General features: G+C 57.3%; 14 protein-coding genes. 9 read left to right on the top strand and 5 right to left on the bottom strand.

Annotated features, from left to right (window positions below):
• The first annotated feature begins 12 nt into the window (after positions 1-12).
• Both ACMWKA_RS18435 and ACMWKA_RS18430 read left to right on the top strand, forming a co-directional pair.
• Positions 13-858 (top strand): transketolase, encoded by an 846-nt coding sequence (locus tag ACMWKA_RS18435; RefSeq protein WP_013098399.1) that lies wholly within the window; start codon positions 13-15, stop codon positions 856-858.
• A complete protein-coding gene (locus tag ACMWKA_RS18430) occupies positions 858-1856 on the top strand; it encodes a transketolase family protein (protein ID WP_072207873.1) in 999 nt (332 codons plus the stop codon). The genes ACMWKA_RS18435 and ACMWKA_RS18430 overlap by 1 nt, the downstream gene beginning before the upstream one ends.
• A 37-nt stretch (positions 1857-1893) precedes the next feature.
• Here the strand turns inward: ACMWKA_RS18430 and ACMWKA_RS18425 are convergent, their stop codons facing one another.
• On the bottom strand, positions 1894-2496 hold the full coding sequence (locus ACMWKA_RS18425; protein WP_013098397.1) for a short chain dehydrogenase: 603 nt from the start codon (positions 2494-2496) through the stop codon (positions 1894-1896).
• A 97-nt stretch (positions 2497-2593) separates the two neighbouring features.
• On the opposite strand from ACMWKA_RS18425, the gene ACMWKA_RS18420 reads away from it, so the two are divergent.
• The 3 genes from ACMWKA_RS18420 (at position 2594) to ACMWKA_RS18410 (ending at position 5286) form a co-directional block, all read left to right on the top strand.
• Positions 2594-3481, top strand: coding sequence for a LysR family transcriptional regulator (locus tag ACMWKA_RS18420; protein WP_045294753.1), 888 nt, complete (start codon positions 2594-2596; stop codon positions 3479-3481).
• A 19-nt stretch (positions 3482-3500) separates the two neighbouring features.
• Positions 3501-4682, top strand: coding sequence for a PLP-dependent aminotransferase family protein (locus ACMWKA_RS18415; protein ID WP_038420464.1), 1182 nt, complete (start codon positions 3501-3503; stop codon positions 4680-4682).
• Between the two features lie 85 nt (positions 4683-4767).
• Positions 4768-5286, top strand: coding sequence for a DUF6622 family protein (locus tag ACMWKA_RS18410; RefSeq protein ID WP_194500346.1), 519 nt, complete (start codon positions 4768-4770; stop codon positions 5284-5286).
• Positions 5287-5288: 2 nt separating this feature from the next.
• Here the strand turns inward: ACMWKA_RS18410 and ACMWKA_RS18405 are convergent, their stop codons facing one another.
• Positions 5289-5708 (bottom strand): nuclear transport factor 2 family protein, encoded by a 420-nt coding sequence (locus ACMWKA_RS18405; protein WP_161657255.1) that lies wholly within the window; start codon positions 5706-5708, stop codon positions 5289-5291.
• 98 nt (positions 5709-5806) lie between these two features.
• Between ACMWKA_RS18405 and ACMWKA_RS18400 the strand changes: the two genes are divergently transcribed.
• The 4 genes from ACMWKA_RS18400 (at position 5807) to ACMWKA_RS18385 (ending at position 8667) form a co-directional block, all read left to right on the top strand.
• Entirely contained in the window at positions 5807-6538 is a 732-nt protein-coding gene (locus tag ACMWKA_RS18400; RefSeq protein ID WP_097535870.1) for a helix-turn-helix domain-containing protein, read from the top strand.
• A gap of 859 nt (positions 6539-7397) precedes the next feature.
• Positions 7398-7847, top strand: coding sequence for an STM2901 family protein (locus ACMWKA_RS18395; protein ID WP_040023496.1), 450 nt, complete (start codon positions 7398-7400; stop codon positions 7845-7847).
• A complete protein-coding gene (locus ACMWKA_RS18390; RefSeq protein WP_040023494.1) occupies positions 7841-8167 on the top strand; it encodes a DUF1493 family protein in 327 nt (108 codons plus the stop codon). Before ACMWKA_RS18395 ends, ACMWKA_RS18390 begins: the two co-directional genes overlap by 7 nt.
• Before the next feature lie 14 nt (positions 8168-8181).
• A complete protein-coding gene (locus ACMWKA_RS18385; RefSeq protein ID WP_029882108.1) occupies positions 8182-8667 on the top strand; it encodes an Hcp family type VI secretion system effector in 486 nt (161 codons plus the stop codon).
• A gap of 64 nt (positions 8668-8731) precedes the next feature.
• On the opposite strand, the gene ACMWKA_RS18380 is transcribed toward ACMWKA_RS18385, so the two are convergent.
• Genes ACMWKA_RS18380 through ACMWKA_RS18370 form a run of 3 tightly spaced genes read right to left on the bottom strand, consistent with a single transcriptional unit; the run spans position 8732 to position 13504 of the window.
• A complete protein-coding gene (locus ACMWKA_RS18380) occupies positions 8732-9901 on the bottom strand; it encodes an HlyD family efflux transporter periplasmic adaptor subunit (protein ID WP_086528237.1) in 1170 nt (389 codons plus the stop codon).
• Between the two features lie 10 nt (positions 9902-9911).
• A complete protein-coding gene (locus ACMWKA_RS18375; protein WP_014832976.1) occupies positions 9912-12104 on the bottom strand; it encodes a type I secretion system permease/ATPase in 2193 nt (730 codons plus the stop codon).
• Positions 12101-13504, bottom strand: a complete 1404-nt coding sequence (locus tag ACMWKA_RS18370; protein WP_155022847.1) for a TolC family outer membrane protein — start codon at positions 13502-13504, stop codon at positions 12101-12103. The genes ACMWKA_RS18375 and ACMWKA_RS18370 overlap by 4 nt, the downstream gene beginning before the upstream one ends.
• Positions 13505-13524 lie beyond the last annotated feature (20 nt).

Here is a 13524-nt window from a genome sequence, read left to right as displayed (position 1 = left end):
GGAGACTCGACGATGACGGATACCACAGTTCAACAGGTTGCCGCGGCGGCATGGCGTATTCGCCGCTATGCGCTGCGCATGGGCGAAGTGCAGGGGCAGGGCTACATCGGGCAGGCGCTGGGCTATGCCGACGTACTGGCCACCGCGTTTACCCACGGTATGAACCTCAAGCCGGACGAGCCGGAGTGGGAAGGCCGTGACCGTTTTCTGCTTTCCCACGGTCATTACGCCATTGCCTGTTATGCCGCCCTGATTGAAGCCGGGATCATTCCTGAAGAGGAGCTGGAGACCTACGGCTCGGACGACAGCCGCCTGCCAATGTCCGGTATGGCAACTTACACGCCGGGCATGGAGATCTCCGGTGGTTCGCTGGGACAGGGGTTAAGTATTGGGGTCGGCATGGCGCTGGGGCTGAAGCACAAGCAGAGCGCGGCATGGGTCGTTAACTCCATGTCGGACGGTGAGCTTGACGAAGGATCAACCTGGGAGGCGGCTATGTCTGCAGCGCACCATGGCCTGTCGAACCTGATCGTGCTGGTGGACATTAACCGCCAGCAGGCAGACGGCAATTCGCACAAGATCCTTGGCTTTGAGCCGCTGGAAGATAAATGGACCTCGTTCGGCTGGTATGTGCAGCGCGTAAATGGCAACGATGTCCCTGCGCTGGTGGCGGCGTTTGATAACGCCAGACGCTATCCGGAAAACCAGCCACGCGTCATTTTGTGCGACACGCTGATGGGCAAAGGTGTGCCTTTCCTCGAACAACGTGACAAGAACCATTTTATTCGCGTGGATGCTGACGAGTGGCAAAAGGCACTCGCCGTGCTGGATGCCAACAAACCTGAAGGAGTGCTGTAATGAGCCAGATAACGGAGAAAAAACCGCGTTTAACCACGTCGGCCATGATTGCCTCTATTGCGGAAGACGGCCAGGAGACGCGCTCTGCACCGTTTGGCCATGCGCTGGTGAAGCTGGCGGAACAGCGCCCGGAAGTTGTCGGTATGACGGCGGATTTGTCGAAATATACCGATCTGCATATCTTTGCCCAGGCGTATCCGGAACGTTTCTTCCAGATGGGGATGGCGGAGCAACTCTTGATGGGCGCGGCCGGGGGAATGGCAAAAGAGGGGTTTATTCCCTTCGCCACGACATATGCGGTCTTTGCCACCCGTCGTGCCTACGATTTTATTCATCAGGTTATCGCCGAAGAGCATCTCAACGTGAAGATATGCGCTGCACTTCCGGGGTTAACCACGGGCTACGGTCCGAGCCACCAGGCGACGGAAGATATTGCGATTATGCGCGGTATTCCGGGGATGACCATCATCGATCCCTGCGACGCGATAGACACCGAACAGGCTGTACCGGCGATCGCGGCGCACAATGGGCCGGTGTATATGCGACTGCTGCGCGGCAAGGTGCCGGTGGTGCTGGACCAGTACAATTACCAGTTTACGCTGGGCAAAGCCGTGCTGCTGGAAGAGGGGAGCGACGTCCTGATCATCGCCTCAGGGCTAATGACCATGCGCGCGCTGGAGGCAGCAAAGCAGCTGCGTAAGGATAACGTCAGCGTGGCGGTACTGCACTCGCCCACCATTAAACCGCTGGATGAGGAGACCATTCTGGCGCAGGCCGCGAAACCGGGACGGCTGGTTATTGTGGCGGAAAACCACAGCAGCGTTGGCGGGCTGTGTGAGGCCGTCGCGTCGCTGTTAATGCGCAACCGCGTGAACGTGGATTTTGATACCGTCGCACTGCCGGACGCGTTCCTTGATGCGGGGGCGCTGCCAACCCTGCACGACCGCTACGGGATCTCAACCACCGCTATGGTGGAGAAAATCCGACGCAGGCTCTGATCGTGACGGGGCGAGCGTTCCTCGCCCCTTTCCTGCTTCAGTAACCCACCTTATACACCCGCCCGGTCTGCACCCCTTCCACGCTACGGCGATAGGCTTGCGCCACGGTGGCGGCCGGCACGCTTTCAAAGCCTGGGAAGAAGCCGTCGTACGTTTCGACCGATTCGGTGAGGACCGTCGGGCTTATCAGGTTGATGCGGATCCCGCGCGGCAGCTCGCAGGCGGCAGCGCGAACAAACCCTTCCAGCGCGGCATTCACCGTGGTGGCATTGACGCCCTGCGCGATGGGCTCGTGCGCCACAATCCCGCTAATCAGGGTAATGGAGCCGCCATCGTTCAGGTAGTGCTGGCCGGTCAGCGCCAGGCGCACCTGTCCGAGCAGTTTATCCTGTAACCCCTGATTGAAATCGCTGTCTTTCATGGTGGCGAGAGGGCCAAAGTACAACCCGCCGCTGGCGGAGACAATCGCATCCACACGACCGACCTTCTCAAACAGCGCCTGCACGCTCGCCTGTGACGTAATATCCACCTGCTCATCGCCCTGCGTGCGGCCCACGCGGATCACTTCGTGGCGGCGACTGAGCGCCTCCGTTACTGCACGACCGACCGTACCGCTGGCACCAATAATGATGATTTTCATAGCCGACTCCTCATGTTGTGAGCCTGCATTCTTTAATAAATTAAAAGTCGGATAAACTGGGCTAAAGTTAGAAGATTGCTAACCAGAGGTTTGTAATATGGATAAGCTTCGCAGCATGGAAACCTTTATCGCCGTAGTGGAAAGCGGCAGTTTTACCGGGGCGGCCTCCCGGCTGGATATGTCGTCGGTGATGGTGGGGAAGTACATTGCGCTGCTGGAATCCGAGCTTGGCACCCGTCTGCTGGAGCGCAATACGCGACGTCAAAGCCTGACCGACGCCGGGCGGGTCTATTATGACGAGGCGAAGCGGGTGCTGGAGCAGGTGGCCATTGCCGAAAGCGCGGTGGAACGTCTGCGCGCCGCACCGGCGGGCACCCTGCGCGTGACGGCACCTACGTCGTTTGGCGGCTGCGTTATCGCGCCGCTGACCGCCACCTTTCTGCAGCGCTATCCGGCAGTGCGTATCGAACTGGATCTCACTAACCGGATGGTGGATCTGGTGGAAGAGGGGGTCGATCTGGCCATTCGCATTGGTGATATTCGCAATGACGATCTGGTGGCGAAATACCTGTGCCCTTACAACATGGTGATCTGCGCGTCGCCGGATTATCTGGCGCGCCACGGTACGCCGCAAACGCCTGCCGATCTGGTGGACCATCTCTGCCTTTCCCACACGGTATGGACCGCGCGTAACGAATGGCGGTTGCCGGGTGTGGAGGGCGAGGTGCGCTGGAAGCGCGATGCCATTTTACGATGCAACGACGGCTACGGCTTACGCATGGCGGCGCGCGCCGGGGCGGGGCTGCTTCTGCAGCCGGAGGTGCTGGTGGCGGAAGAGCTGGCAAGCGGCAGGCTGGTTCGGGTTCTGGAGCCGTTTACACCCGCGCCGAGGCCGGTGCATTTACTGTGGCGTCAGGATTTACGTCCCCTCCCGAAGCTAACGGAATTTATTGCTCATATTCTGCTAAGATTGGGCACAATATAAAAAAGAAGGTAATCAAAGAATGTCTGCAAACAAACTCGCCAGCAGCGCGCAGGGCCTGCAATCTTCCGCCATCCGTGAATTATTAAAACATAGCAAAATGGCAGGCGTCATTTCGCTGGGTGGGGGTATTCCTAACCCGGCCTTGTTCGATCACGAAGGCCTGAAAATCGCCGCTGATGCCGTACTGTCGCAGCATTTTGGTGAAGCCTTCCAGTATGGTCTGACCGAGGGTGTGCCGGGACTGCGGGAAGAGATTCAGCGCATCTGCGAAGGGCGCGGGATCCGCTGCAAAGCGGATGATGTGGTCGTGACCTCCGGTTCACAACAATCCCTCGACGTGCTGGCGCGCGCGTTAATTAATCCGGGCGATACCGTCGTCGTCGAACGCCCAACCTATCTTGCCGCGCTGCAGGTCTTTGGTCTGGCGCAGGCGAATTTCGAATCCGTTGGCACCGATGGCGACGGCATGAAAGTGGATGAACTCGAAGCCCTGGTGGCAAATAAACCCATCAAAGCGGTTTATATTGTGCCGACATTTGGTAACCCGGGTGGCGTTACGCTGTCTGAGGCGCGCCGTAAACAGCTGGTGGAACTCTCGAAGCGCTATGACTTCGTGATTATCGAAGACGATCCGTACAGTGAAATTAATTACACCGACGAAGTTTTCCGCCCGTTAATTGCCCATGCCAAAGATATCGGCAACGAAGAGAACGTGGTGTATACCTCAACCTTCTCTAAAATTCTCGCGCCGGGCACCCGTGTGGGCTGGGTGCTGGTGCCGGAGTGGCTGAAGCGTGCGGTGGTGAACCTGAAGCAAACCACCGATCTGCACACCAGTACGCTGTCGCAGCTGATGACTTACGAATACCTGAAAACCGGGCGTCTGGCCGGGCAGATCAAAATGATCCGCGAAGCCTATCGTCAGAAGTACCAGACGTTCGCCAACGAACTGGAAGCCGAGCTGGGCGATGTGATGTCGTTCCACAAGCCGAAGGGCGGCATGTTCCTGTGGGCGAATATGAAAAATGGTAGTAATACCACGCGCTGGCTGGAAAAGACGTTAAGTAACGGCGTAGTATTTGTGCCGGGCGAATTTTTCTACTGCAATGAGCCAGACCATTCGACGCTGCGTATGTCGTTTGTCACGCCAACGGATGAAGAGCTGAAAGAGGCGGTTCGTCGCCTGAAAAAATCGCTGTAAAAAACCTGCGCATAATGGCGCTCCTGCCGTTATGCGCAATACGCGTTCAGGGCGGCAGGAGCCGCGATCGTCCATGGTGATCTCCATGTTTGAATTTCTGCTCGGTGTCGTTACGCACACACCCGCCTGGGTGTGGGTGCTGTTTATCTTCCTTATCTCCCGCGGCATTAAAGCCCGCAAGCCGGCCACCGTGACGCTGGAGCGGCTTGCTATCATTCCGGGCATTTTTCTTATCTGGGATATTTACGATCTGGTGGTCTATCGCACGCTGACTCCTGCGACTGTTGCATTGTGGACGGCGGGGATCCTTGCCGGTGCGGCACTTGGGTACTTCCAGATTAAGCAGGCGGCTATCACCCGAGCTGAGGCACCGCGCAGCCTCCACCGTCAGGCAGACTACACCGCGCTGCCGTTTATGATGCTGGCGTTCGCGGTGAAGTATGTGCTGGGCGTGATGAGCGCCATCTCTCCCCATGCAATGCAGCAACCCGCCATGAGCGCGCTGGCAATTATCTCAGGCGGGGTATTTGCGGGCGTGTTTATCGGAAAATTTGCGCGTTATGTTGAGGTATATAACCGTAGCGTACCGCGCCCGGCGGAGTGACGTTACTCTGTCGCATGGGCCAGCGTGCGATCTGAAGCATCGCCGCTGAGGGCCCGCGTGACTTCATGGATCCGCCAGATTTTCCCTTCACGCAGCGCGGCAAACAGGTAAACCTCGATCTCTGCCTGACGACCGCCAGGATACGTGACCGTCACGATATGCCGGTCAGCCAGAAGTTCGTCATGACAGGCTATCTCCGCCACGGTAAAGGCGATCGTGCGAGTCTGCGAGCGGACGTGGCTCAGGTGCTGGATAAATCCCCGGTAATCAAGCGTGTGACCGTCCGTAACCTGCTGGTAATCGGGCGTAAAGACCTCTGCCGGATCGATATCGCCGTTGAATAAGCGGGTTAACAGGCACGCCATCTTTTCGCGCTGTGCGGCATCGTCGGTGTCGGCTATCAGGGATGTGATTATGCTCATTAAGGGCTCCTTATGTGGTTTAGTCGCCATTATCCTTGACAGCCGAAGACGCAGTTTCTGTAATACGCCGATGAATAACGGTTTTCGGTCAAAATGATATGGTCAGTACTGAGACGCTCCTTCATCCTGGCGGGTACCGAACCCCCTGGCACAGCCATCGCGCTGGGCAGCTGTGGCGCATTGCAACGGGTCTGCTGGTGATTGAGTCGCAGCAGGGGCGCTCGGTCGTACCGGCAAAACACATCGGCTGGATCCCGCCTGGCAATCAGCACGCCGCCTTTTCTGAAAGCGCGATAGAAGGCAGCGCCATCTATCTTGACCCCGCCTGCTGCGCAAGGCTTCCCGATGTGCCCGCCCTGTTCGAACCCGACGATCTTACCCATGCACTGTTTTCCCGCTTAAGCGTTGCTGAAAGCGAGTACGATCCGCGAAAGCTCACCCTGCTGCTGGATGAGCTTGCCGTGGCACCTCAGGTGCACTTTTCTCTGCCCGTGCCGACGGATCCGCGTCTGAAGGACGTGGTCAGGCATTTGCTGCAGTTTGTCGATGATAATCAGACGGTTGAGAGCCATGCCCGCCAGGCGGGGATGAGCGTGCGTACGTTCAACCGTCGGTTTCGTGCCCAGACCGGAATGAACTTCGTTAACTGGCGGCAACTGGCGCGGGTAATGCAGGCAATGGAGTGGCTGGCCGCGGGGAAGCCGGTGGGATGGATTGCGCTGTCCTGCGGCTACAGCAGCGTCAGCGCATTCATTGAGGTCTTCAGCGCGTGGACCGGTAAAACGCCGGGGCAGTGGGCGCTTAAAGAAGCCCCTTTTGGGCGAAGGTAATGCGCGTGGCGTCGTTGAGATGCGTAATTTTTCCTGGTTATTCATAATTAACGTCCTGTTTATAAATATAAAATAGGTGCGGTCTGATGCCCTCACCCCGGCCCTCTCCCACAGGGAGAGGGAGAAAACCACCTCAACCCAGCAACGCGATTCCAGCCTCCGTCCCTGTAAGTACTCAGGGATAGGCTCCAGCAGCATTGGGCGGAGCAGGGCAAAAGTCGAGGCAAGACGACCGCAGAGGGCTATTTTTCTCGCGGGATTGGTCTCTTCCACCAGCGCTTCGCAGTAGCGTTGGCAATTGTCGGCAAGATCGATGAAGTCGGTGTTGCAGTCGAAAGGGGTCGTGAAAAGTGCGTTACTGGTGGTCATATGACAGTTTCCATTAAGTGATTAAGACACTGCCAGAGAAATGCCAATTTCCCGGGTGGCAGGACTGAACGGAGTTGGCATTACCGGCCTTAATGGACACCGGCGCGTCTTGCGACGCCCCCGCCCAGCCCACCATTGGAATGTAGCCAGACGCACGGCGCAACAAGAGCTTACGCCGCCATTAAGTTTAACCGGGATGCCAATCCCGACGCCAGATTTTGCTGGCGTGGGAGGAACATACGCCCGAAAAGCTGTTAGAAAAAGTGGGGATGAAGGGATAAGTTACATTCTGCGAGGCTGCTTCAGAAAAAATGGAAAATGAGGAATGCGTTCAAGCCAAAAATGTTTCACCTGATGAGCCAATATTTTCCGCCGCACATAATACTGCCGGTTTATAAAATTAGGAATTTATAAAGGTCTATTTTATCAACATTGCGGTCAAAGTGGCGTATGGTATTTATTCTTAATAAGAATGGCTATGAAGGTGTGTATGGATACCGTCGAGGCGCTTAATGGAACCTACTTCTATAAAGGAATTTGCAACATATCGGCTGGTGAACTGTTTTTCTGGATTTTGTTAGATAAAATTGAAGAGCAGTTTGGCGGCATAGAGGATGCACTAACAATGAGTTGTATCATTTTAGGATTGCCGATATTAAAGACCAGAAATAAGCCCTACGGAACAACAGCAGGAACATCTATAGCATCAAAATATTTACGTCAATATCTCAATGTAGAGTTACCTGTAAGATTACCGACGTTAACTGAAGCGAGCATTGCCACTTTAAAACCTAAGTATGTGACAAATTTGGGGGCCTTTATCGGGAGAGGCCTACCAGTGATTGGCTGGACATTGGTAGCCAGCGATTTGGCTCAAATATGCTATAAGACACTTAAAATGTATAACACGATTGCTCATAAGAAAGACCGGATATGGTAACTGAACAAGAGGTTTTGGCTTTTTTTCAGAATGAATTACCCGTTATGGGTACATTTACCGGCAAGCTCATACCTTTGCAGTTAGATGATATTTTACAAGACTATGCAGAGGATGATGATTTAGCCATCTGTATGGATAAATTCAGCGAACGATTCAATATTGATATAACGCTGATGAATTACAATGCCTATTACCCATGGTTTCACACATGGTTTTTTCGAAAATGGTTTACGGATAAACCCGTAAAGCAAATTTCTAAGCCTTTAACGGTGAGGATGTTCGCCGAATCTGCGAAAGCGGGAAGATGGTTATATGATTAATAAGGAGGAAAATGATGGCTGTACCGGTCCATTTATGGCTAAAAGATGATGCAGGAAATCTGATTAAGGGGTCATCTGACGTAGAACATAGAGAAGGGAGTATTGAATTACGTGGTTTGACACATAATTTAAGTATCCCGGTTGATGGGACAACAGGAAGACTCACCGGAACACGTCAGCACGCTCCTTTCCTGTTTGAAAAAGAAATTGACAGCGCATCCCCCTATCTTTATCGGGCTGTTGCAACAGGGCAAACTCTCAAATCTGCAGAGGTAAAGTGGTACCACATTAATGATGCAGGGCAGGAAGTTGAATACTTCAATATTTTACTGGAAAGTGTAAAAGTTGTTTCAATTACGCCAATTATGCACGATACACGTAACTGTCCGGGAACAGGGCACATGGAAAGCATTCAACTGCGCTACGAGAAAATCACATGGCGTTATGTTGATGGAAATATTCAATACTCCGATGCCTGGAATGAGCGAGCTACGGTTTGAAGTGCAACAAACTGCCTCCGCTCTATAAATAGAGTGGAGGCATGCCCTGTTCATCCTGCAAAGATCACCGCTCCCTCAGCGCTTCCTTCGCCCGGTTAAACGGCTTAATCATATAATCCAGCACCGTTTTCTCTCCGGTTTTAATATCCACCGTCGCAATCATCCCCGGCACAATTGAGAAGTGCCTGCCTGCTTTATTCACCAGGTAATCCTGGCTGGTGCGGATAAACACCCGGTAATAGAACACTTCCGGCTTGGCTTCGTCCTGGATGGTGTCCGGGGAAATCGTCTCTACCACCCCGTGCAGCCCGCCGTAAATGGCGTAGTCGTAGGCGGTGATTTTGACCAGCGCTTCCTGGTTCGGGTGGATAAAGGCGATATCGCGCGGCGAGAGGCGGGTTTCGATCAGCAGATGATCGTCCACCGGCACGATCTCCATCAGCTCGCCGTTGGGCGGGATCACGCCGCCGATGGTGGTGACCTTGATGTTTTTCACGATCCCGCGCACCGGCGATTTCACCGTCAGGCGCGTGACGGAATCCTGACGGCCTTTCAGGATCGCCGAGACCATATCCACCTCCGCGTTGGCTTTGGAGAGCGCCTCGCGCGCCTGAACGTAATACTGCGAGCGCACGTCGGTGAGCTTCAGCTCCAGGTCACTTTTCTGCCGCTGCAGGCGCAGCACCTCTACGTGGCTGGCGGCCCCGGTTTTGACCAGCCGCTGGGTGATCGCCAGCTCCTTATTGGCGAGATCGAGCGCGGCGCGAAGCTCCCGCTGGGTATCCTCAAGCTGCGCGCGGCGGGAGTTATAGAGCCGCGTTTCGTCGGCAATCAGCTCCGGCCATTCCTTCAGCGAAGGGGGAAATTTAAGCGGCAGATCGTTCACCTCGGCATACAGGCGCGCGCTGGAAGCCAGCGAGGCGCGATAGCGTGCCGCACTTTCGCCGACGTTTGATTCTGAACGCGTGGGATCAAGGCGCGCCAGCACTTGTCCGGCCTGTACCTGATCGCCCTCGTGGACGTTCAGCTCGGTGAGGATCCCCCCGTCCAGCGACTGTAAAACCTGCTCGCGCGAGCTGGGGATCACTTTGCCGGTACCGGTTGAGACCTCATCCAGCACGCCAAACCAGGCCCAGATCCCGAGGACGATAAACAGCAGCAGAGAGAGGATCACGATTCGTCGCGCGCCGGTGTAGCCGCTTTCGGAACCGAGCGCATTATCCAGATCGTCCATTGCCGCGGCATCACGCTGACTGATTTTCATTTTTCCACTCCCTTGCGGCGGCTGCCTGCTGTTGTTGCATGCGGCTGTTGTTCAGCGCCTGCGCTTTCGGGGCATCCATCACCAGCATGCCCTCCTTGAGCACCACCACCCGCTCGACCAGTTCCAGCACCGGCACGCGATGGGTGGCGACGATCAGCGTACGGTGGCCGAGCCAGGCGCTCAGACGCTGGATAAACTCCCGTTCGGTATGCTCATCCAGCGAGGCGGTGGGTTCGTCCATCAGGACGATATTCGGGTCGCGCAGCAGCATGCGCGCCAGCAGGATCGACTGCCGCTGGCCGCCGGAGAGCCCCACGCCGTTCTCCATGATCGGATAGTCCAGCCCCTTCGGCAGCTTCTGCACAAAGCTCGCCGCGCCGGTTAACTCCAGTGCGGCGAAAATCTCGTCGTCGGTGGCGCGCGGCATGCCGAGGGTGATGTTTTCCCGCAGGGTGCCGTAAAACAGCCGTGCGTTCTGGGTCATAAAGCCGACGTTGCGCCGGACATCGGCGACGTCGAGGTGCGGCAGGCTGAGGTTATCGAGCCGCAGCTCGCCGCCCGCCAGATCCATCCCGCCTGCCATCGCCTGCAGCAGGGTTGATTTGCCCGCGCCGTTACGCCCGAGGATCGCCACTTTCTCACCGGGCTTGATCTCCAGACGGTTGATGCGCAGCGCCATGCGCGGATCCTCCGGGTGATAGCGAAACTGCGCCTGCTCGAACAGGTAGTGACCGCGCAGCACGTCCTGGCGGATCGGCGTCTCCTCGCGCTGGTTCTCGGTAGGTAACTGCATAATGCTGTCCAGCCCCTCTTTTGCCGCTTTCACCTGCTGCCAGCGGGCCAGCACGCCGCACAGCGTCGCCATGGGGGCGATCATGCGCGAGGCCAGCATCGAGGCGGCGACCACCGAACCGGTGGTCAGCGTGCCGTCGATCACCATCGGCGCGCCGACCACGATCACGGCGGCGTAAACCAGGCTCTGGATGGTCATCCCCCAGCTGATCAGATTCTGCGTCAGCTCGCGGGTACGCAGGCCGGATTCCGCGGTGATCTGGATATAGCTGTTCCACTGCTGCAAAAAGCGGTTTTCCGCCTGCATCAGCTTGATGTCCTCCAGCCCCTGCACGCTTTCTACCAGCACCGCGTTGCGCAGGGTCGATTCATGGGCGGATTGTTTCGCCAGCTCCGCCAGTTTCTTCTGCAGCAGCAGGCCGGGCAGAACCATGATCACCGCTGCCACCGGGGCGATCCACGCCAGCTGCGGGGCGATAATCGCCAGCACCACCACAAACAGTAAGAAGAAAGGCAGATCGACAATCGTCGAGATGGTGGAGGAGGTGACCATCTCGCGGATCTGCTCCAGCTCGCGCAGTTGGGAGATAAAGCTGCCGGTAGAGCGTGGGATCGCGCTGTTGCGCAGCCGCAGGGCGTGACCGAACACGCGATCCGAGACGCGCAGATCCGAGCGTTTGCCCAGCAGATCCATAATGTGCCCGCGCGCCACGCGCAACACGAAGCCGAACAGGGTGGCGATCAGCACCCCGATGGTCAGTACGTACAGCGTCGGATAGGACTGGGCGGGGATCACCCGGTCATACACCTGCATGGAAAAGACAATCCCGGAGAGCGACAGCACGTTGATAAACAGCGCGGCGAGCATCACCCAGCTGTAGGGGCGCAGGTCGCGCATCACCAGCCGGTAGAGCCAGTCCGGGCGGTATTTTGAGATATAGGCGTCCACGCGGCTGTCCTTCAGCGCTGCCAGCGGACGCAGGGCGATGACGTGGCGGATGGCGGGCAGCATCGCCGTCATCGACAAACGGTTGGTGTAGGTCTGGTCGTCAAAGAAGCTGACCTCCAGCGTATCGTCGCCGTCGAAATGTTCGATCACGCCAACCCTGCCGTCGTTTAGCGCCACCACCACCGGCAGACGCCAGCTGTTGATCGACTGCTGGCTGGCGGTAAGCAGCTGAAACGACAGCCCCGCCTCGCGGGCGAGCTGGGTGAGGGCGGGCACCATCGGTTTGCCTTTCAGCCACGGTGCGCCTGCCAGCAGCGCGCCGGGAGAGCAGGCGACGCGGTAGCGCGTGGCAATAAAGCCAAAGGCCTGCGCCCACTGGGCCAGGGCATCATCCGTCATGGGCTCAGCTTGCGGCATATCACGCTCTTTCATGGCTGGATCTCCACGGTCTGGATGTTGCGGTTATCAAGATCGAATGCATGGCGCAGCTGCCCGGTGTTGTAGAGGCAGTTGAGCTGCAGCTGATGCAGCTGGCCAAGGGTCTGTTGCTGGGTGAAACGCGCCTGGTAGACCTCCTGCTCGGCGTTGAGCACATCGAGCAGCGGGCGTGAGCCAAGGTCAAGATACTGCTGCTGATACAGCTCGCGGGTGCGGGCGCTGAGCGCCTCCTGACGACCCTGGATCTGCAGGGTGCTGAGCAGGCTCATCACCTGACTGCGCGCCTCAAGCAGCTTCTGGCGAACTTCAAGGCGGGTGCGCTGAATGGTGGATTGCGCCGCTTCCACCGCGTGTCCGGCAGCGTTACGCCGGGCGGTGAGGCCGCCGCCCTGATAGAGCGGCATTTGCACTTTCACCCACGCGGAGTATTGCGTGCGATCCCGCGTTTCGTTACCCGCATAGCGGTCGTTGAGGTAGTGACGCACTTCCGGCTCCAGCGAGACGGTCGGAGTCATCTGGGCGTTGGCGTAGTCAAGGTTGGCCTGCGCGACGTTCGCCTGCGCCCAGGCCGCTAACACCGCTGGCACCAGACGATCGTCCGGTTCGGCGATATCACAGCTACGGGCCAGCTTTTGCGGAAAATCGTTGCCCACCTCGTTGAGGGTGTTCCAGCCGAGAAAACTCATCAGCGTGGCGCGGGCGCTGTCGAGGCTGGCCTGGTACTGCATGAGCTGGGCGCGGGCCCCTTCGATACGGGCATCGGTCTGCACCACGTCAGAGAGCGAGGTGGCTCCTTCGTCGTTACGCTGGCGGGTCAGCTTGCCAATGGAGGAGAGGGCGTCGAGCTGTTCTTTGGCGGTATCGACCATCTGCTGCCAGGTTTGCACTTCCACCATGGCGATGGCGGTATCGTGGGCGATGGTGTCGATGCTCACCAGCACGTTGGCCTGCTGCTGGGCAACCCCGGCGTTTTCGGCACGCACCTGGCTTGCCACCTTGCCAAAGTCGTACAGCATCTGGGAAAGAGAGAGCACCAGCGATGGCGTAAAGCCATTATCGTCGCCGTCATGGGTATAGCCATTGTCCATACCGGCGTTAATTTGCGGGTAGTATTTCGATTTGGCGACGTCCACCTCTTCACTCTGTTGGTAGAGTTTTCCTACCGCTTCACTGATGGCCGGGTGCCAGGTGACGGCGCGGTTGACGGCGTCGCCAAGCTGCAGCGTGCCGGGGGCGGCGTTGCCCGCCACAGGCGCCACGCGGCCATTCAGGGAGGGGAGTTCCTGCGTTTCGCGAAGTTGTCCGGTATTAATCATCGCCGCCGGATTAGCGGAGAGTGCGGGCACAGATATCAGGCAGCACGAGAGCCACCAGTAAGGCATCATCTTTCCCATGTCATGTCCCTAATAAAAAA

Source organism: Enterobacter sp. 03-F-07-AD-ECC, assembly GCF_047530935.1.
Taxonomy (GTDB): domain Bacteria; phylum Pseudomonadota; class Gammaproteobacteria; order Enterobacterales; family Enterobacteriaceae; genus Enterobacter; species Enterobacter cloacae.
The sequence above is the reverse complement of the archived record's forward strand: the minus strand, read 5'-3'. Positions and strand labels throughout refer to the sequence as shown.

What these genes read in the sequence shown, in the direction of transcription:
- ACMWKA_RS18435 (WP_013098399.1), top strand. Translation starts at nt 13, where the DNA reads ATGACGGATACCACAGTTCAACAGGTTGCCGCGGCGGCATGGCGTATT.
- ACMWKA_RS18390 (WP_040023494.1), top strand. Translation starts at nt 7,841, where the DNA reads ATGGTAACTGAACAAGAGGTTTTGGCTTTTTTTCAGAATGAATTACCC.
- ACMWKA_RS18405 (WP_161657255.1), bottom strand. Translation starts at nt 5,708, where the DNA reads ATGAGCATAATCACATCCCTGATAGCCGACACCGACGATGCCGCACAG.
- ACMWKA_RS18370 (WP_155022847.1), bottom strand. Translation starts at nt 13,504, where the DNA reads ATGGGAAAGATGATGCCTTACTGGTGGCTCTCGTGCTGCCTGATATCT.
- ACMWKA_RS18420 (WP_045294753.1), top strand. Translation starts at nt 2,594, where the DNA reads ATGGATAAGCTTCGCAGCATGGAAACCTTTATCGCCGTAGTGGAAAGC.
- ACMWKA_RS18380 (WP_086528237.1), bottom strand. Translation starts at nt 9,901, where the DNA reads ATGGACGATCTGGATAATGCGCTCGGTTCCGAAAGCGGCTACACCGGC.
- ACMWKA_RS18385 (WP_029882108.1), top strand. Translation starts at nt 8,182, where the DNA reads ATGGCTGTACCGGTCCATTTATGGCTAAAAGATGATGCAGGAAATCTG.
- ACMWKA_RS18430 (WP_072207873.1), top strand. Translation starts at nt 858, where the DNA reads ATGAGCCAGATAACGGAGAAAAAACCGCGTTTAACCACGTCGGCCATG.
- ACMWKA_RS18410 (WP_194500346.1), top strand. Translation starts at nt 4,768, where the DNA reads ATGTTTGAATTTCTGCTCGGTGTCGTTACGCACACACCCGCCTGGGTG.
- ACMWKA_RS18395 (WP_040023496.1), top strand. Translation starts at nt 7,398, where the DNA reads ATGGATACCGTCGAGGCGCTTAATGGAACCTACTTCTATAAAGGAATT.
- ACMWKA_RS18425 (WP_013098397.1), bottom strand. Translation starts at nt 2,496, where the DNA reads ATGAAAATCATCATTATTGGTGCCAGCGGTACGGTCGGTCGTGCAGTA.
- ACMWKA_RS18375 (WP_014832976.1), bottom strand. Translation starts at nt 12,104, where the DNA reads ATGAAAGAGCGTGATATGCCGCAAGCTGAGCCCATGACGGATGATGCC.
- ACMWKA_RS18415 (WP_038420464.1), top strand. Translation starts at nt 3,501, where the DNA reads ATGTCTGCAAACAAACTCGCCAGCAGCGCGCAGGGCCTGCAATCTTCC.
- ACMWKA_RS18400 (WP_097535870.1), top strand. Translation starts at nt 5,807, where the DNA reads ATGGTCAGTACTGAGACGCTCCTTCATCCTGGCGGGTACCGAACCCCC.